We start from the raw sequence: 18,141 nt of genomic DNA on the forward strand, positions 1-18,141 counted from the left end.
GGTGAGCAAGGCGTTCACTCCCGCCTTTCTTTTGTCTAGACGAGAGCCATGACCCGCGAAGCACAGCTAAAATCCGCGCAGCAAGCGATGCAGGCAGGACAGTTTGACGCTGGCCTTGCCGAGGCGCGCGCTATTCTCTCCGAAGCAGAGGGCGACGGCGAAACGCTGTATCTGGCGGCGGTTGCCTCGCGGTATCTCAGGGATTTCAGCGGCGCTCAGGATTATCTGGCGCAGCTGCACGCGGCGATGCCGGAATATGGCCGTGCGTGGCAGGAGGAGGGGCATCTTGCCTTGGCTCGCGGTAACAATGCCGCAGCCCTCGACGCCTTCACACGCGCCACCCGATTCAACCCTGCTCTGGAAGCGAGCTTTCGAGAACAGGCACGGCTGCTAGGCGAGGCAGGGCGCGTTCCCGAAGCACAGGCCGCAGCCGCGCAGCAACAGCGCCTTTCGCGTCTGCCGCGTGAACTGGTCGCGGTCACCAATCATCTTGCTGAAGGTCGCGTGATCCGGGCCGAGGAAATCTGCCGCCACTATCTGCGGCAACATCCCCGAGATGTCGAAGGTATGCGCCTGCTGGCTCGGATCGGGATAGAACTTGGCATTCTGGAGGACGCGGAGTTCCTGTTGGAAAGCGCGGTGGCCTTTGCGCCCGACGATATTCAGTTGCGTCTCGACTATGTCGACGCGCTGCGGCGCAGGCAGAATTTTGAGAAAGCGCGCAGTGAAGCGGAAGCACTCTATGCCCGTGATCCCGAAAACCCGCTGTTCCAATCGCGCCTAGCCATCGAGAGCATGCAAACGGGCGATTATGATCGCGGCTTAAAGCTGTTCGATGCGGTGCTGGCGAAATTGCCGAACGATCCCGCGAACCTAACCAGCAAAGGTCATGCTCTGAAGACCACTGGCGCGCAGGCTGATGCTATCGCGAGCTACCGCACGGCGATAGCGTCGAAGCCCGATCACGGCGACGCGTGGTATGCTCTGGCGAACCTCAAGACGTATAAGTTTGAAGACGCCGAACTTGCCGCGATGCAGGAGCAAGCCGCGCGTGCCGACCTAGCCTTTATGGACCGGGTTCATATCGCATTCGCTCTGGGCAAAGCGCATGAGGATCGCGGCGATTACGAGGCCAGCTTTGCGTCCTACGACGAAGGCAATGCGCTTAAGCGCGCGCAGACCCGTTACAGCGCGGAAAGCATGGGCGAAGAGCTGGCCAAACAGCGCGAATTCGCGACCGCCGAGCTGTTCAAGAAGCATGCGGGTCAGGGCCACGATGCGCCTGATCCAATCTTCATTCTTGGTCTACCGCGCGCAGGATCGACCTTGCTTGAGCAAATTCTCGCCAGCCATTCGCAGATCGATGGAACGCTGGAATTGCCCAATATCCTAGCCCTCGCGCACCGCCTTCGCGGACGAAAGGCCGGGCAGTCACGCTACCCCGAAGTCCTGCATGATTTGACAGGCGAGCAGCTTGAAAAGTTCGGACAGGAATTCACCGAAAACACGCGCATTCACCGGCAAGGCGCGCCGTATTTCATCGACAAGATGCCAAACAATTTCCGGCATATTGGCCTGATCCATCTGATCCTGCCGAATGCCAAAATCATCGATGCGCGCCGCGCGCCGATGGATTGCTGTTTCTCAGGCTTTAAACAGCTTTTTGCCGAAGGGCAGGAGTTCACATACGGACTTCATGAGGTTGGCCGGTACTACGCCGATTACGTCGATCTGATGGAACACTGGGATGACGTGCTGCCGGGCAAAGTTCTGCGGGTTCAACACGAAGATGTTCTCGACGATCTTGAAGGACAGACCCGGCGGATGCTCGACTTCCTCAGCGTGCCGTTTGAAGAAGCGTGTCTCGCCTTTCACAAGACAGAGCGCGCTGTGCGCACAGCCTCCAGCGAGCAAGTGCGTCAGCCGATCAACCGCAAAGGGCAGGGCGCATGGCAGCCATTCGAACCATGGCTGGATCCGCTAAAGGACGCGCTCGGCGATCTTGCCTAGGCTAGCCGCGCGCCATCCGGCACATCACCGTCCGGTGTTGCGAGTACAATCGCGCCGCCCTCATCGGGAAAGCCGAGCACCAACACTTCAGACATAAACGGACCGATCTGGCGCGGCGGGAAGTTGACGACGCCCATCACCTTGCGCCCGATCAAGCTTTCCGGCGTGTAATGCTCGGTGATCTGGGCCGAGCTTTTCTTCGTGCCGATCTCGTCGCCAAAATCCACGATCAGCTTGATTGCAGGCTTACGCGCTTCGGGAAACGGCTCGGCAGAGATCACCGTTCCAGCGCGAATATCCAGCGCCATGAATGTGTCGAATGTCGTTTGTTCCATGCCACTATATTAGGTCAGGAAGCAGGCACGTGAAAGAGTCTTTGGTGCGCCTCTTCCCAAGGCGCGGCGCTTAAGATAAATTGCGTTTCGCAACCGAGAGCACATGCGGGGAATATTCGAAATGGCGAGCTTCACTCTTAATGGTCAGCCGGTCACGGTCGATGCGGATCCGGCGATGCCGATCCTTTGGGTCGTGCGTGAAAAGGTCGGTCTTCCAGGCACCAAATTTGGCTGTGGTATCGCGCAATGCGGAGCCTGCACCGTGCATCTCGATGGTGAACCTGTGCGCAGCTGTTCGACACCCGTTTCCGCCGCCGAAGGGCGCGAAGTGACCACTATCGAAGGCATCGCCGGCCCCGAGGGCGAACTGACAAGAATTCAGCAAGCCTGGATCAGCGAGCAAGTTCCGCAATGCGGTTATTGCCAGTCTGGCCAGATCATGGCTGCGACTGCTTTGCTGCGCGACAATCCGAACCCGAGCGATGACGATATTGATGCCGCGATGTCCGGGAATATCTGCCGCTGCGGCACCTACACCCGCATCCGCCGCGCGATCAAAGTCGCTGCAGGTCAGGAACAACCGCTCTCCGAACGTCTTTCGGGGGAGGCATAAGCCATGAACGATCTTACTCCTGAAAAGAAACAGCGCAGCAAACTGGCCAAATGGAGCCGCCGCGGATTTATTGGCGCTGGCGTTTTGGCGGGTGGCGGATTGCTGATCGGTATTGGCGTTCGTCCCGGTAACCCGGTTGGTTCGCTCGCATCGAAGGTTGCTGGCGGCACTGGCGAGCAACTGGTCAACAGCTGGGTTAAAATCGACGCGAACAACATCGTGACAGCGATCGTTCCGCATTGCGAGATGGGGCAGGGCGCGCATTCGGTGCTTGCACAGATGCTCGCGGATGAACTCGACGCGGCTTGGGACAATGTCCGCGTGATGCAGGCTCCGGCTGATGGCAGCTACATCGTCAGCGATACGGCGCGTATGTTCGCTGCACCGTTTACGCTCAACGCAGCCGACTGGCTCGAGCCGACATGGGATGGTCTGTTCACCCAGCTTGGCAAATCGATGGACCTGCTGATCACTGGCGGTTCGTCTTCGATCCGGTCAACCGGCCAATATCAGATGCGGATCGCAGGCGCTGCTGCGCGCAAAATGCTGATCGGTGCAGCGGCCGATGAATGGGGCGTTCCTGCGGGCGAAATCGAGACCAAAGACAGCACACTTACACATAAGGCGTCGGGCAAATCTGCGCCGTATTCCGAATTTGCGAGCGCGGCTGCCGAACAACCCATGGATGCAACGCCAACGCTCAAAAAAGCTTCCGAATATCGCTTGATGGGTAAGAGTAAGCTGCGCACGGATATTCCTGCGAAGATCAATGGCACGGCCGAATTCGGCATCGATGCTGCGCCGGAAGGACTTGATCTGTCATACGCAGCCGTCATCCGTCCGCCAGTGCCCGGCACGTCTGCCGAAAGCATGGATGCTAGCCGCGCAAAGGACATGTCCGGCGTGCATCAAATCTTGAACATGGGTAACTTCGTCGCCGTCGTCGCTGACAGCTACTGGCAGGCGCAGCAGGCGGTAAACGCGCTCGACATCACATGGAGCAAATCGGAAAGCCCGATCAAGACCATGGACGATCAATTCGCAGCCTTCGCCAAAGCGATTGACGCTGGCGGTGAAGAGGCGGCGGCGCGCGGTGATGCCAAAGCCGCCTTTGATAAGGCCGCGACCAAGATCGAGGCGGAATACAAAGCACCGTATCTCGCGCACGCACCGATGGAGCCGCTCAATTGCACCGCGAGCTTTGCGGATGGCAAATGCGAGATCTGGACCAGCACCCAGGTGCCTTTGATGGCGCGCAGCGCGGTGGCTGAATCCGTTGGCCTATCGGCTGACGATGTGACCATTCACCACCCCTATCTGGGCGGCGCTTTCGGTCGGCGATTGGAAAGCGAATATGTCTCCATGGCGGCCCGCGTTGCCAAGGCAACAGGCTATCCGGTCAAGCTGATCTGGAGCCGTGAGGAAGACACGCAAAAGGCGATGTATCGCTGCGCCGACCTATGCCGGTTCCGCGCCGGTTTGGACGAGGATGGCAAGTTGTCATCCTATCACAGCATCTTCACCCAGCGCCATGATCCGGCGGAAGCCTGCGTCCCTGCGATGTATGACATTCCCAACACCAGCGTGAATGTGGCGGAGGCCGAATTGCATCTGCCGTTTCAGGCGTGGCGCTCTGTCGATCACTCCCAGCAGGGCTGGTTTATTGAGAGCTTTATAGATGAAGCGGCCTTTGAAGCGGGCACCGATCCGCTCGAATACCGGCTTGCCATGTTGAAGGATGCACCGCGTCACACGGCTGTTCTGCAAAAGGTTGCCGAGATGAGCGACTGGTCTGGCGAACGCGCCGAGGGCACTGCAAAAGGCGTCGCAATTGTCGAAAGCTTCGGCACAATTGTCGCCGAAGTGATCGAAGTCGACATGTCGAATGGCAAGCCGAAAATGCTCAATTGCTGGGCTGCGTGTGATGCGGGTTACGTGATGAATCCGGATGGATTCCGTAACCAGATCGAAGGCGGCATTGTCTTCGGGTTGACCGCTGCGATGTATGGCGAGCTTGAGCTTGTCGATGGCGCGGTCAAGCAAAGCAATTTCCACGATTACAAGATGTTGCGCATGAACGAAGTGCCGAATATCGAGGTTGCCCTGATCAATTCGGGCGATGTTCCGGTAGGCGGTGCAGGTGAACCGGGACTGCCGCCAGCGGCTCCAGCGCTGACCAATGCGATCTTCGCCGCTACGGGTGAGCGAATGCGCGAATTGCCAATTGCGAAGCGTTTCACTTAAGCGTTTCAACAGAGACACAACGAGACATAAGGGGACAGACCATGCGCAAACAGGCGTTGATGGGTACCGGATTACTGACAATCATGCTGACCGCATGTGGCGGATCGAGCGAACCAGAAGTGGTTGAGCAAATCGTCGTGAGCGAGCCGGGTGAGATTGCTCCGGTTGAAGCTCCGGCTGGTGACAGTTCTGTCGATCTCGTCGCGGCTGGTGAAGCCGCCTTCGCAGTGTGCGGTGGGTGCCACGTTGCAGAAAGCGGCGAAGCTTCGAGAGCGGGCCCCAACCTTTACGGCGTCGTTGGCAGATCTGCAGGCTCGCTCGATGACTTTGCCTATTCCGATGCGCTGGCAGGGTCTGGCATCACATGGGATGCCGCGCAGCTCGACGAGTTTATTGCCAACCCTTCCGCGGCCGTTCCTGGCACAATCATGGTGGCTGGTGCGGTCGCCGATGACGAACGGCGCGCAGCCATTATCGCGTATCTGGAAAGCCTGAGCGAGTAAGCGTGGGCGGGGCAGCCCGGTGCATTTTCACAATGTCTTTCTGTTCCTGAACGAGGCTCGCCTCGCTGGGAAAGCGAGTGTGCTCGTCACGGTGTGCGCAGTAGAGGGCTCCTCTATGCGCAATCCGGGTACGGTGATGGGCGTCGCCGAAGATGGCAGCTATTCCGGGTCATTGTCCGGAGGCTGCATTGAAAATGCCGTCGTGGCCGAGGCGCTGGATGTCCTTAAGGCAGATGCACCGCGCATTGTTCGCTTTGGGGCTGGCTCTCCTTATCTTGACATAAAGCTGCCCTGCGGTGGCGGGCTTGATCTGCATTTTCAGCCGCTGGGTTACAGCGATTTGGCGGCCGCCTGCCTCGGTTCAATTCGGGGACGGTCGGCGTTTTCCATCGCTTTGGCGGATGGCAGTGCGCAGCATGTTCCCGCATGGGAGCCCGCCCAATTCGATGTGCGCTCTGGCACCGGAATATTCGGGCATTGGCCCGCGCCGCAATTGCAGATTGTGGGCCACGGCGCCGGTGTCGAGGCGCTCGCCGATTTGGGGCGGACGATGGGATGCTGGGCAAGCGTGCTCACATCTGACGAGGCCATTGTCGCATCGCTCAAAGCGGCAGGCAACGCCGTTCAACTGATCGAGCGGACCACCCAGACCGACCTGCTCGAAAGTGATCCTTGGACGGCATTTGTCTTCCTGTTCCATGATCACGATTGGGAGATTGATCTGATCGCCGCAGCGCTTGACCTACCGCACTTTTACTTCGGTGCGATGGGCGGCCGCAAAGCGCACGCCATGCGCAGCGAAGCGCTCCAGAAAAAAGGGATCAACCAAGAACAACTCGCGACAATTCATGCTCCGATTGGCCTGTTCCATTCTTCGCGCGATCCGCAAACGCTCGCGCTATCAACGCTCGCCGAAGTGGTGCGTGCCTATCATGGGGCCGATTTTGAGGCAGAGCGTGCCTGAGCAAAAGCGCTTGGCTGTTGCGGTTCTCGCCGCGGGCGCATCGCGAAGGTTTGGCGAAGCCGACAAGCTAAGCGCCGAATTTCGGGGCGAGAAACTGGGGCTTCACGCGGCCAGGGCCATTCCGCGCCACCTGTTTCAGAATGCTTGGGTGATCTGTGCCCAGACAGAGCATCCCTGCGCTGCCGAGTGGCGCGCGATGGGCTTTGATATTCGCGCCAACCCTAAGGCGAACGAAGGCATGGGAACATCGGTCGCGCTTGCCGCTTCACTCGCGGCTTTCACCAAAGCGGATGCGCTGATGATCGTGCTGGCAGATATGCCGTTTGTCCCGGAAAGCCACTTAGAAAAATTGGTCAAACGCGCGCTGGCGGACGGCCCCGATCACATTGGCACTTCGGCAAACAAGGACGCCTGCCTGCCGCCCGCGATTTTCGGATCGGATCATTTCGCGCGGCTTGCGCAGCTGGCGGTGGACAAAGGTGCGCGTGAAATATTGTCGAGAGGGGCGGTTGTAGAATGCCCGCCCGATTGGCTTCGGGATATTGATACGTCGGGCGGTCTGGCGGCTTTGGCCTAAATCCTGACGCGCAATGTTTTGTGCTGCCGAGTACGAAAAAAGCGTTTCGTCTTTCGGCGCACGCGGGTATCGCGAGCCAGACGCCGAGAGGGTTTTTCCCTACGACAACACAGGATAGATGCATTTGGGTGCGGCGGTTCCGCGGGGTCGGAACCGATTGGACAAAGGGATAGAAAATGGCCGGATTGAATGAACGATTGAAAGCAGCACCGGTGGTGCCTTTGATCGGAGACAGCGACGCGGACCGGGCGGTTGCCACGGCAAAAGCGCTCGGCGAGGGCGGTCTCAGCGTGATCGAGGTTGTGCTGCGCAGCGAAGGTGCGCTCGAAGGCATGAAGGCGATTATCGAGCATGGCGGCGATATGATCGTCGGTGCGGGCACCGTTCTGACGCTTGATCAGGCAAAAGAAGTCCACAAAGCGGGCGCGCAGTTCATCGTTTGCCCCGGCCTTGTCGATGAAATCGCCGAATATTGTCTTGCTGAAAGCATCCCGTTCTTCCCCGGCACAATGACAGCGGGTGAGGTGCAACGCGCCTATGCTTTGGGCCTGCGCGATGTGAAATTCTTCCCGGCAAGCCTCGCTGGCGGTGTGCCCATGCTGAAAGCGCTGGGTTCGGTGTTCCGCGAAATGCGCTTTATGCCGACAGGCGGCGTTTCAGCGGCGAACCTGCCCGAATTTCTTGCCTTGCCGCATGTGATGGCATGCGGCGGAAGCTGGCTCACTCCGAAAGATGCGGTCGAAGCGGGTGACTTCGCCGAAGTCACCCGGCTGGCTGCGGAAGCGGTCACCATCGCTCAGTCCGCACGCGGCTAAGCCGCCAATCGGCTGACTATCACCGCGCACAATATCCTTCTGGTCGGCGGCGGCCACGCGCATGTGGCGGTCCTCGCCGACTGGATCCACAATGGCATTCCGGCAGCGCGCGCGACGCTGCTGACGCCGTCTCGCACGCTTCGCTATTCGGGCATGGTTCCAGGGTGGATCAGCGGCCAATATTCGCGCGACGATGGTCTGGTCGATCTGGCCGCACTGGCCGATAGCGCAGGCGTGGATTTGGTGTTGGAGCGATGCGAGCAAGTTGATCCCGAAGGCAAAACGGCACGCGCTTCCTCTGGTACGGTCATATCCTACGACCTTTGCTCAATCGATACGGGCGGCGTTGGCCGCGCAGCGCAAGTGTTGGGTGATGATGCACGGATATTGGATGTCCGCCCGATTGATCGCTTTGTTGATCGTATCGAAACGATCGGAACGCCCGCGCATGTAGCGGCGGTTGGTGGCGGTGCCGGAGGCGTAGAGCTTGCCTTTGGCCTACGCAATCGCGGCGGTTCTGCGCCGAGTAAAATCACTCTGGTCGCCGGAAGCGAAGGACTGCTTCCAACTTTCAATAATCCAGCTCGCGCAAAAGTTGCGAATGAGCTTTGTCTTCAGAGCATCGCGGTGATCGAAGCGGATGCGACTATCGAAGACGGAGTGCTGAGAGCGGGGGACAGCGCGATTGGGGGTGTCGATCTGATCGTCGCCGCCTTGGGCAGCGGCGCACCTGATTGTCCGAGGGAAAGCGGGCTCGCATGCGACGATCACGGCTTTATCGCGGTCGATAAGTTTCAGCGTTCTACGTCGCATCCGCACATCTTTGCTGCCGGTGATGTCGCGGCGCGGCAGGACTGCGTTGTTCCGCATTCGGGCGTCCACGCCGTCCACACCGGGCCGATCCTTGCAGACAATCTGCGCGCTGCCGCAGCCGGGCTTCCGCCTGCCAAATCCTACACGCCGCGCTTTACCAATCTGTATCTGATGTCGACGGGCCGAGGTGAAGCAATCGCAAGCTATGGGCCTTTTGCGGCGCAAGGGCGCTGGGCGGCAAAGCTCAAACACTGGATCGACACACGCTGGCTGAACCAGTACGCGGATTTAAGCGGCACGAAGCAAGATAGCGCGTAACCAATCGCGTATTCGCTGCGAACAAGGGGTTAGTCAGGCAAATATATGAAAAAACTTCTCATCATCGCCGCGCTCGCCGCGCTCGTCGCCGCATATTTCTATTTTGATCTTGGAGACAAGTTCACGATCGAAGGGATCAAAGAACAGGTCGATGGCGCGAAAGGGTTCTATGATGAGAATCCGTGGTTGGTTCTGGGCGTTTTCTTCCTGATCTATGTCGGCGTAACAGCCGCATCCTTGCCCGGCGCTGCGATACTGACGCTCGCGGCTGGTGCGCTGTTCGGCCTCGTCACCGGCACGATCCTTGTCTCGTTCGCCTCCACATTGGGCGCGACGCTTTCCTTCTTCTCCTCACGCTATGTCCTGCGCGATTCCATTGAGTCGAAGTTCGGAGAGCGTTTGAAAGCGATCAATGACGGGCTTGAGCGGGATGGCGCGTTCTATCTGTTCACGGTCCGCATGATTCCGGCGATCCCGTTCTTTGTTGTGAACCTTGTGATGGGCCTGACCCGGATCAAGACGTGGACCTATGTCTGGGTTAGCCAGATCGGGATGCTGCTGGGCACGATCGTTTATGTGAACGCGGGAACGCAGCTCGCGCAAATTGACAGCCTTTCAGGCATCGCCTCACCTGCGGTCATCGGATCGTTCGTCCTGCTTGGCATTGCCCCTTGGATTGCCAAGGCGATCATCGGCCTGATCAAGCGGCGGAAGGTCTATAAAGGCTTCAACAAGCCCAAGAGCTTTGACCGCAATCTGGTGGTGATCGGCGCGGGTTCGGCTGGCCTCGTCTCGGCCTATATCGCGGCCACGGTCAAGGCGAAGGTAACGCTGGTCGAGGCCAAGGATATGGGCGGCGATTGCCTCAACACCGGCTGTGTGCCCAGCAAGGCGCTTATCAAAAGCGCCAAGGTTGCCTCGAACATGCGTAACGCGGACCGGTATGGCTTGCAGCCTGCGGAACCCGTGGTGCCGTTCAAGCAGACCATCGCCCGTGTGATGGATGTGATCAAAGCCATCGAGCCGCATGACAGTGTCGAACGGTACACCGAGCTCGGCGTGGATGTGGTGAAGGGCTATGCCACAATCATCGATCCGTGGACGGTCGAGATTGCCCGCGATGATGGCGAAACCCAGCGTCTCACCACCCGCAGCATCATTATCGCCAGTGGGGCGCGGCCGTTTGTGCCGCCGATCGAAGGGTTGGAAGGCAGCGGATACCTAACCAGCGACACGATGTGGGAAGCGTTCGGCCAGATGGACGAAGCACCAAAGCGCGTCGCAATCCTGGGCGGCGGACCGATTGGCAGCGAGATTTCACAAGCACTTGCGCGGCTTGGCTCGAACGTCACTCAGGTGGAAATGGCAGACCGCGTTCTGGGCCGTGAGGACGAAGAAGTCTCCGCGCTCGCTCAAAGCGTGCTCGAAGAATCCGGCGTGACCGTTCTGACCTATCACAAGGCTGTGAAGGTTGCGGGCGGCAAGTTGATTGCCGAGCATGGCGACAGCACCGTCGAGATACCTTTTGACGCGCTGATCGTTGCAGTGGGCCGCCAAGCGCGCTTGACCGGATTTGGCCTCGAAGATATCGGTGTCGACACGTCGAAAACGGTCAACACCGACGAATTTCTCGCGACCAAATTCCCGAACATTTATGCCGCTGGCGATGTGGCCGGGCCGTATCAGTTCACCCACACCGCCAGCCATCAGGCATGGTTCGCCAGCGTCAACGCTCTGTTTGGCACATTCAAGCGGTTCAAAGCCGATTACCGCGTGATCCCGGCGGTGACGTTCCTCGACCCCGAATTTGCGCGCGTTGGCCTCAATGAGACCGAGGCGAAAGAGCAGGGCGTCGAATATGAAGTGACGACTTATGAGCTGGATGATCTCGACCGCGCAATCACCGAAAGCGAGACGAAGGGCTTCGTCAAAGTGCTGACCCCGCCGGGCAAGGATACGATCCTCGGCGCGACGATTGTTGGTAGTCATGCGGGCGAGTTGCTCGCTGAATATGTGCTGGCGATGAAGCACAAGCTGGGCCTCAACAAAATCCTCGGCACGATCCATTCCTATCCGACCATGGCGGAGGCGAACAAATTCGCCGCGGGCAATTGGAAACGAGCCAACAAGCCGGAAAAGCTGCTCGGCTTCGTCGAGAAGTACCATTCATGGCGGCGCCGATAGAGCTTTGACGATCTGCGGAATGTTGGCGCTTTGTCGATCATTCCGCATAAGGTGCCAGACGAAGCGCCCGCTTGGGCGCAAAGCGGGGATACACATTGGAATTGTTTGACCAGCTGCGCGGTTTGCTCGGTATCGCGGCATTGTTGAGCATTGCATGGGGCATAAGCGAGGATCGCTCTGGCAGGCCAAGCTGGCGCTGGATCGTCGGCGCGCTTGTGCTGCAAGGGGCGCTAGCATTGGTGATCGTGCGCGTGCCGTTTGTCTGGGATTTGATGGCCTATGCCAATGAAGCCGTGTCCGCGATTGAGCGGGCGACGCTGGATGGCTCATCCTATATGTTCGGCTATCTCGGCGGCGCATCGCTGCCGTTTGAACTGAAAGACGGCGCGCAGCCTCCGCTAATTATCGCGTTCCAGATATTGCCGCTGGTGATCGTGTTTTCCGCGCTGGCGGCGCTGTTGTGGCATTGGGGCGTGCTGCGCTGGCTGGTGAACGGGCTGTCGTTCCTCCTGCGCAAGTCTCTCGGGGTGAGCGGCGTTGTCGGCCTTTCTGGCGGGGCGAACATGTTTCTTGGCGTGGTGGAAAGTCCGCTGGTCGTGCGCGCCTATTTCGCGCGGATGAGCCGAGCAGAACTGTTTCAGGTCATGGTGCTGGCGATGGCGACCATCAGCGGCGCGATCCTAATTCTCTACGCCACCACATTGCGCGATACGGTGGACGATGCCGTGGGCCATATGATTTCCGCCTCGCTGGTCTCGCTTCCCGCCGCTTTGCTGATCGCGAAGCTGATGGTGCCGGGCAAACCCGATGACGAAGCGACCGAAACCGGCAGTGAAGACAACGCCGAAGAGGGGCTCAAATACGATTCCAGCATAGATGCCATCGTCAAGGGCACGATGGACGGAATGCAGCTGTTCCTCGCCGTGATCGCGGTGATCATTGTGGTGTTCGCGTTTGTTTCGCTAGCCGATCAGGTGCTGGCGCTGTTCCCGATGGTCGGTGATGAGCCGCTATCGCTCAAGCGCATATTCGGCTGGCTGTTCGCGCCGCTAATGTGGTTGATCGGCGTGCCTTGGGGTGAAGCGCAGGCGGCGGGCGGCGTTATGGGGACCAAAGCGATCCTCAACGAATATGTCGCCTATCTGGAACTCGCTGCGCTGCCTGAAGGAACGTTTAGCCCGCGCAGCTTGCTGATTGTGACATACGCGCTGTGCGGCGTCGCCAATCTTGCGAGCGTGGGCTTGCTTGTTTCCACTATCGGCACTTTGTGTCCTGAACGGCGCGCAGAGGCAGCGGGGCTGGGCATCAAAAGCTGGATCGCAGGCAATATTGCCACCGCGATGACAGGCGCGTGGATTGGCCTTGTTACGTTCGGTGCGACCTGATGTTCGATGCCAAAATCCGCCCGCTGATCGACCCGCCGCTTAATCGATTGGGTAGGGCGATGGCACGCGTGGGGATCAGCGCGAATATGCTGACCTTTGGCGGACTGTCTTTGGGGCTGGGAGGTGCTGTGGCCATCGCTCTCGGCCAAGTGTGGATCGGCCTAGCGCTCATCGTCGCAAACAGGCTTGCGGATGGACTGGATGGTGCAGTCGCGCGTGCAAACGGACCTACGACGCTTGGCGGCTATTTCGACATTGTCGCCGACTTTGCGTTCTACGTGTCGGTTCCGCTCGGCTTTGGCGTCATGGCGGCGCAGAACACAATGTCCGCTTTGGTGCTGGTGGCCAGTTTTGTGCTGACAGGCGTCAGCTTCCTCGCTTTTGCTGTGATCGCGGCAGAACGCGGCGAAGCAAACGATGCGCATGGAAAGAAGAGCTTTTTCTACTCAACCGGTTTAGCTGAGGGCGCAGAGACTATCGCGGTGTTTATCGCGATGTGCCTGTTCCCCGCATGGTTCGCGGTGCTCGCCTATGGCTATGCGGCGCTCTGCGTGCTGACCGTGTTTCAGCGCAGCGCTCTTGCGGTGGTTCAGTTCAAAGACTGATTTAACGCTGCCCGATCTGTCCTGCGACGAGTTCGCGCAGTTCGGCAACACGCGCTGCATTTGCGCCTAAGTCGCTGCGTCCAACGCGGCTGGTGGAGCGGAAATCAATCTCGTTTTCGCCAATGCGCGTAACCACATCATCTTTGAAACCGAACCAGAAAGTTTCGGCCACGCCTTCAACCCGGCCAGCCTCTGCATCCGGGCGGATTTCGGTAATCCCCATCTTGTCCATCGCAGCGGCGACAGCGGCCACTGCATCGGCTTTGCTTGCACCGCCGAGTGGCAGTGGGCGCAGCGTTGGGTAAGTGTCGTTGATGATCTGGGCGTGTGATTTGATGGCCAGCTCAGGATTGGACTCTTTTGTGGATGCGTACTGTTCCAGATCACCGAGCGGCGTCTGATAATTGTTCAAAGCATTTGCGCCAAACTCTTTGCGTGCAGCCCGTGTCTCTGCGGAAAAAGCGGGCGGCGTCGCCGTATCGGTTGCAACATCATGGATAGGGTTTTCGCCAGCGGTCGTTTGCGCCGAACCCAACATCAACAGCGCGCCAACCGGCATTGCCACGCCAATGGCTGGCAAGATCCAGCCTTTGCGGGGCTTCTTAATCAGCGCCATGATCAGGAGCACGAGGCAGACAACGCCGACAATGCCCAGGACCCAAAGCCCAAAGCCGCCGATCAACGTGCCGAGACCCGTTTGCCAGCCCCACAGCCCGAACTTGGTGCCGAGTGCCGCCACCGCAAAATAGAGCGGAAGGAACACGATGAGTGCGAGGGCGAGTTTGGATTTCCATGAGACGTTTTTCATGCGGGTTGGTTAAGCGTGCCAGAATGGATTGGCAATGGCGCTGAACAATCGGCCACTCTAGCCCGCCGTAAATTCCGGCAAGCCATCTGCGAAGCCACCTTTTTTAGCTCTTGTTCAACCGGTTGAGCAGTAGCACTGGCAATAGGCCTGCACCGAGCAGAATGAGCGCTGGAATTGAGGCTTCGACCAGCCGTTCGTCGCTTGCGAGCCGGTAAGTGCGGGTCGCCAGTGTTTCGAGATTGAACGGTCGCAGGATGAGAGTTGCGGGAAGTTCGCGCACGGTGTCGATAAACACGAGCGCCGCAGCGGCGAGCAGGCTAGGACGCAATAGCGGGGCGTAGATGCGGGTGAGCACGCGGGCGGGGCTCGCGCCCAAAGAGCGTGCCGCATGGTCCAGCTTAGGCGGGATTTTCGACAGCCCGCCATCCACCGAATTATAGGCTACCGTCATAAACCGTACCGAGAGCGCGTAGATCAAGATGATGCTCGTGCCAGTCAGGAGCAATCCTCCGCCATAACCGAACGTGTCGCGGGCAAAGCGGGTGATGCCAACGTCCACCGCTCCCAGCGGGGCGAGCAGGCCCACGGCGAGCAATGCGCCGGGCAGCGCGTAGCCGAGCGTGGCGACGCGGATTGATCCTTGCACAGCGCGGCTGTTTGATCGCGCCTTCGCGAATGCGAGCAGCAGGGCTGCGATCAGGCAGGTGAGCGATGTCGCGAGGCCCAGCCGCAGGCTTCCGCTGGCATATGTGCCGAGTTGACCTGCGGCAGAAAGCGCCACATCGCTGCTGGCGAGCCAAGCAAGATGCGCGGCGGGAATGCCGAAGCCCAGTAGAACCGGAAGGGTGCAGGCAATTGTCGCCAACCACTTTCCGGTAGCGGACAGTTTGATCAGTGGTTCGCGCTCGCTGGCGGAAAGCCCGTCGCGGCTGTCGCTGCGTCCTTTGCGGGTGGAAGCCTCCAGCGCGATCAACACAACGACGAACACCAGCATCATTGCCGCCAGTTTCAGCGCCGCCTGCTTGTCGCCCATCGCCAACCAGCTGCGGAAAATGCCGGTGCTGAATGTCGGGATCGCGAAATATTGCGCGACGCCGAAATCCGCCAGTGTTTCCATCAGGACAAGCGCCAATCCGCCTGCAATCGCTGGCCGAGCGGCGGGCAAGGCGACTTTGAAAAACGCGCTGTTTGGTGACGCGCCAAGGCTGCGCGCGGCTTTGAATTGCGAATGGCTTTGCGCGGCAAAAGCTGCGCGCGCCAGCAGATAGACGTAAGGGTAAAGCACAATGCCGAGTACAAACGCGCCGCCGCCCAAGGACCGGATCTGCGGGAAGCGATAACCGCCTGCGGTCCATCCGAAGAGATCGCGCAAGCCGGACTGCACTGGCCCGGTAAAATCGAGCAGATCGGCATAGATATAGGCGGCGATATAGGCAGGCACAGCCAGCGGTAGGATCAGCGCCCATGCCAGCATTTTGCGCCCTGGAAATTCAGCCGCTGTCACCAGCCACGCGGCGCCTGTCCCAGTGATCGCAGCGAGCCCGCCTGCAAACAGCATTAGCAATGCCGTGTTCGCCGTGTAGCGGCCCAAGACCGTGCTGGCGAGGTGCGCGATCGCCTCCATCCCGCCGCTGGGTGCGGAAACAAGGATCGCGATGATTGGCAAGCCTGCCAGCGCCGCGATCACCAACGCACCAATCAGCCAGCCATTCGCGGAAAACGAGCGGGTCGGCGCGGCGCTGGCGCTTGCCGCATCACTTGCTTCTGGCGCATCAATCTGACTAAGGCGGCTTACCAAACCTGTAATCCTTTCACGTCCGGAAGCTTTCGTTGAGCCTTGAATTTCGACATATTGCCCATGCTTACGGTGAAGGGAGTGGCCGTGTACGGGCGCTGGAAGATATCAGCTTTACCGCACCGACCGGTGAGATCACGTGCCTGCTTGGATCGTCCGGCTGCGGAAAGTCAACCTTGCTGAACCTCGCGGCGGGTTTGCTCGATGTGCAGCAAGGCGAAATTGCGCTGGGCGGAGAGGTTTTGGCTGACCCGTCGCGCAACCCTCCACCTGAAAAGCGTCCCGTGGGTTTGGTGTTTCAGGATGGGGCGCTGTTCCCGCATATGAATGTCGCGACCAATATTGCCTTTGGCCTCGGCGGATCTGACCAAGGCGCTGTTTCGAAATGGCTCGACCATGTCGGGCTCGCCAATCTGGGTGAGCGATACCCGCATGAGCTTTCCGGTGGGCAGCAGCAACGCGCCGCTTTGGCCCGCGCTATGGCGCCGGGGCCGCAGGTTTTGCTGATGGATGAACCCTTTGCCAGCGTCGATATTGTGCTGCGCCGCCGCCTGCGCCGCGATTGCCGTTTGCTGCTGAAAGAGCAGGGCGCAACCACCATCCTCGTCACGCATGATCCGTCCGAAGCGCTCGACGTGGCCGACCGGATCGCCGTTATGGAAGGCGGGCGCATCATCCAGTTTGGCACACCGAAAGAGCTGCACGATACGCCGCAAGCTGCCTCTGTCGGCGCAATTTTTGGCGGCGCTCAGACCATAAAAGCGACGCGCGGTGGTGATGGGCTGCACACCGAATTCGGCGATTGGCCGCTCGAATGCCTCGCGGGTGAATTGCCCGAAGGTGACCGTTTCGATCTGCTTGTTGCGGCGAACAATATGCATGTCTTTGCCGACGAAAACGGCCTGCTTGTGCGCGACCGACATGTCTTGCGAGTGGGTGAGCGGATCGTGATGACGGGCAAAGACGGCGGCGAAATCACATTTGAAGGTCTGGCCGGAATGGAGCCATCGGATCGCTACCGCGTATTGCCCGGTGCCGGCAGCGTGCGGGCATTTGCGACAATATAATACTTGCGCCGATTTCTACTAATGATAATCACTCGCAAGAACTGATTTGAAGGATTCGATATGAAAAAGGGTATTCTCGGCGGCCTGTTGGCTTTGGCGGTTACCGCTTGTGCGCCGTCTGCGGATGAAGGCGCGGCCGGAACCGAAGCTCTTTCCGGCGAAGTGAACCTGTATTCCTCGCGCCACTACGACACCGATCTGGCGCTGTATGAGGATTTCACCGAGCAAACCGGCGTGAAGGTCAATCTGATCGAAGCCGATGCCGATGCCCTGATCGAGCGTATTCAGAGCGAAGCGGAATTCACGCAGGCCGACCTCCTCATCACAGTTGATGCGGGCCGTCTCTGGCGCGCCGAAGAGGCGGGCGTGCTCGCTCCTGTGACAAGCGAAGTCTTGGCAGAGCGTCTGCCAGCCTATCTTCGCCATCCAGACGGCCTGTGGTTCGGTCTGTCGACCCGCGCTCGCGTGATCATCTATAACAAATCGGCGGGCGAGCCTGCTGGCCTGACGTCCTATGCGGACCTCGCCGATCCTGCCTATCGCGGCGATATCTGCATCCGTTCCTCATCGAACATTTACAACATCTCGCTGCTTTCCAGCATCATCGCCAATAGCGGCGCGGATGCTGCCGAGGCGTGGGCGAAAGGCGTCGTTGCAAACTTCGCGCGCGATCCGCAGGGCAATGACACCGCGCAGATCGAAAGCGTCGCTGCTGGCGAATGCCGCATTGCCGTGGTGAACACTTATTACCTCGCGCGTTTTGCCGGGGGCGATGAAGAGCAGAAGGCGCTGTTCGACAAACTCGGTGTGATCTTCCCCGATCAAGACGGCAATGGCACGCATATCAATGTGAGCGGTGCGGGCCTTGTGAAGGGCGCTCCGAACGAAGCAAACGCGATTGCTTTCCTTGAATATCTGACTTCCGAAAGCGCGCAGCGTTACTTCGCCGATGGCAATAACGAATACCCTGCCGTTGAAGGACTGGAAGCCAATTCGGCGGTGGAATCGCTTGGTTCGTTCAAGCCCGACACGCTCAACGCGGCGCAGATTGGTAGCAATCAGGCGCAGGCCGTGCAGATCTTTGACCGCGCAGGTTGGAACTAAG

Annotated in this window: 16 protein-coding genes; 13 read left to right on the forward strand and 3 right to left on the reverse strand. The window is 59.3% G+C overall.

What is annotated here, in order from left to right:
- Positions 1-48: 48 nt before the first annotated feature.
- A complete protein-coding gene (locus MWU39_RS03250; protein WP_247158546.1) occupies positions 49-2,010 on the forward strand; it encodes a tetratricopeptide repeat-containing sulfotransferase family protein in 1,962 nt (653 codons plus the stop codon).
- Here the strand turns inward: MWU39_RS03250 and MWU39_RS03255 are convergent.
- The gene (locus MWU39_RS03255; RefSeq protein WP_247158547.1) at positions 2,007-2,345 is read right to left on the reverse strand and encodes a tRNA-binding protein; all 339 of its coding nucleotides are present in this window, start codon (positions 2,343-2,345) and stop codon (positions 2,007-2,009) included. The genes MWU39_RS03250 and MWU39_RS03255 overlap by 4 nt on opposite strands.
- 121 nt (positions 2,346-2,466) lie before the next feature.
- Between MWU39_RS03255 and MWU39_RS03260 the strand changes: the two genes are divergently transcribed.
- From MWU39_RS03260 to MWU39_RS03305, 10 genes are all read left to right on the forward strand, one after another.
- The gene (locus MWU39_RS03260; RefSeq protein WP_247158548.1) at positions 2,467-2,958 is read left to right on the forward strand and encodes a (2Fe-2S)-binding protein; all 492 of its coding nucleotides are present in this window, start codon (positions 2,467-2,469) and stop codon (positions 2,956-2,958) included.
- Between the two features lie 3 nt (positions 2,959-2,961).
- A complete protein-coding gene (locus MWU39_RS03265; protein ID WP_247158549.1) occupies positions 2,962-5,202 on the forward strand; it encodes a molybdopterin cofactor-binding domain-containing protein in 2,241 nt (746 codons plus the stop codon).
- A gap of 41 nt (positions 5,203-5,243) precedes the next feature.
- Entirely contained in the window at positions 5,244-5,705 is a 462-nt protein-coding gene (locus MWU39_RS03270; protein WP_247158550.1) for a c-type cytochrome, read from the forward strand.
- A gap of 19 nt (positions 5,706-5,724) precedes the next feature.
- Complete coding sequence (locus MWU39_RS03275; RefSeq protein WP_247158551.1) at positions 5,725-6,669, forward strand: XdhC family protein; 945 nt, start codon at positions 5,725-5,727, stop codon at positions 6,667-6,669.
- On the forward strand, positions 6,662-7,246 hold the full coding sequence (locus tag MWU39_RS03280; protein ID WP_247158552.1) for an NTP transferase domain-containing protein: 585 nt from the start codon (positions 6,662-6,664) through the stop codon (positions 7,244-7,246). Before MWU39_RS03275 ends, MWU39_RS03280 begins: the two co-directional genes overlap by 8 nt.
- Positions 7,247-7,422: 176 nt before the next feature.
- Complete coding sequence (gene eda / locus MWU39_RS03285) at positions 7,423-8,061, forward strand: bifunctional 4-hydroxy-2-oxoglutarate aldolase/2-dehydro-3-deoxy-phosphogluconate aldolase (RefSeq protein ID WP_247158553.1); 639 nt, start codon at positions 7,423-7,425, stop codon at positions 8,059-8,061.
- Positions 8,062-8,100: 39 nt separating this feature from the next.
- Positions 8,101-9,192 carry an FAD-dependent oxidoreductase gene (locus MWU39_RS03290; RefSeq protein ID WP_281501143.1) on the forward strand — a complete coding sequence of 364 codons (1,092 nt, stop codon included), beginning with the start codon at positions 8,101-8,103 and terminating at the stop codon, positions 9,190-9,192.
- Positions 9,193-9,237: 45 nt separating this feature from the next.
- A complete protein-coding gene (locus tag MWU39_RS03295) occupies positions 9,238-11,376 on the forward strand; it encodes a bifunctional TVP38/TMEM64 family protein/FAD-dependent oxidoreductase (RefSeq protein ID WP_247158555.1) in 2,139 nt (712 codons plus the stop codon).
- A gap of 95 nt (positions 11,377-11,471) precedes the next feature.
- The gene (locus MWU39_RS03300) at positions 11,472-12,761 is read left to right on the forward strand and encodes a nucleoside transporter C-terminal domain-containing protein (RefSeq protein ID WP_247158556.1); all 1,290 of its coding nucleotides are present in this window, start codon (positions 11,472-11,474) and stop codon (positions 12,759-12,761) included.
- Positions 12,761-13,366 carry a CDP-alcohol phosphatidyltransferase family protein gene (locus MWU39_RS03305; RefSeq protein ID WP_247158557.1) on the forward strand — a complete coding sequence of 202 codons (606 nt, stop codon included), beginning with the start codon at positions 12,761-12,763 and terminating at the stop codon, positions 13,364-13,366. Before MWU39_RS03300 ends, MWU39_RS03305 begins: the two co-directional genes overlap by 1 nt.
- A gap of 1 nt (position 13,367) precedes the next feature.
- Here MWU39_RS03305 and MWU39_RS03310 read toward each other — a convergent pair whose 3' ends face one another.
- Positions 13,368-14,174, reverse strand: a complete 807-nt coding sequence (locus MWU39_RS03310; protein ID WP_247158558.1) for a DUF1499 domain-containing protein — start codon at positions 14,172-14,174, stop codon at positions 13,368-13,370.
- A gap of 103 nt (positions 14,175-14,277) precedes the next feature.
- Entirely contained in the window at positions 14,278-15,972 is a 1,695-nt protein-coding gene (locus tag MWU39_RS03315; protein ID WP_247158559.1) for an iron ABC transporter permease, read from the reverse strand.
- A gap of 32 nt (positions 15,973-16,004) precedes the next feature.
- On the opposite strand from MWU39_RS03315, the gene MWU39_RS03320 reads away from it, so the two are divergent.
- Positions 16,005-17,036 (forward strand): ABC transporter ATP-binding protein, encoded by a 1,032-nt coding sequence (locus MWU39_RS03320; protein ID WP_247158560.1) that lies wholly within the window; start codon positions 16,005-16,007, stop codon positions 17,034-17,036.
- Positions 17,037-17,096: 60 nt separating this feature from the next.
- On the forward strand, positions 17,097-18,140 hold the full coding sequence (locus MWU39_RS03325) for a Fe(3+) ABC transporter substrate-binding protein (RefSeq protein ID WP_247158561.1): 1,044 nt from the start codon (positions 17,097-17,099) through the stop codon (positions 18,138-18,140).
- The last annotated feature ends 1 nt before the right edge of the window (position 18,141 follow it).

The sequence above is a fragment of the Erythrobacter sp. F6033 genome, assembly GCF_023016005.1.
Taxonomy (GTDB): Bacteria; Pseudomonadota; Alphaproteobacteria; order Sphingomonadales; family Sphingomonadaceae; genus Erythrobacter.

Excerpts from the sequence above, each read along its gene's own strand:
- MWU39_RS03270 (WP_247158550.1), top strand. The coding sequence starts at position 5,244 with ATGCGCAAACAGGCGTTGATGGGTACCGGATTACTGACAATCATGCTG.
- MWU39_RS03255 (WP_247158547.1), bottom strand. The coding sequence starts at position 2,345 with ATGGAACAAACGACATTCGACACATTCATGGCGCTGGATATTCGCGCT.
- MWU39_RS03310 (WP_247158558.1), bottom strand. The coding sequence starts at position 14,174 with ATGAAAAACGTCTCATGGAAATCCAAACTCGCCCTCGCACTCATCGTG.
- MWU39_RS03260 (WP_247158548.1), top strand. The coding sequence starts at position 2,467 with ATGGCGAGCTTCACTCTTAATGGTCAGCCGGTCACGGTCGATGCGGAT.
- MWU39_RS03295 (WP_247158555.1), top strand. The coding sequence starts at position 9,238 with ATGAAAAAACTTCTCATCATCGCCGCGCTCGCCGCGCTCGTCGCCGCA.
- MWU39_RS03265 (WP_247158549.1), top strand. The coding sequence starts at position 2,962 with ATGAACGATCTTACTCCTGAAAAGAAACAGCGCAGCAAACTGGCCAAA.
- MWU39_RS03250 (WP_247158546.1), top strand. The coding sequence starts at position 49 with ATGACCCGCGAAGCACAGCTAAAATCCGCGCAGCAAGCGATGCAGGCA.
- MWU39_RS03305 (WP_247158557.1), top strand. The coding sequence starts at position 12,761 with ATGTTCGATGCCAAAATCCGCCCGCTGATCGACCCGCCGCTTAATCGA.
- eda (WP_247158553.1), top strand. The coding sequence starts at position 7,423 with ATGGCCGGATTGAATGAACGATTGAAAGCAGCACCGGTGGTGCCTTTG.
- MWU39_RS03325 (WP_247158561.1), top strand. The coding sequence starts at position 17,097 with ATGAAAAAGGGTATTCTCGGCGGCCTGTTGGCTTTGGCGGTTACCGCT.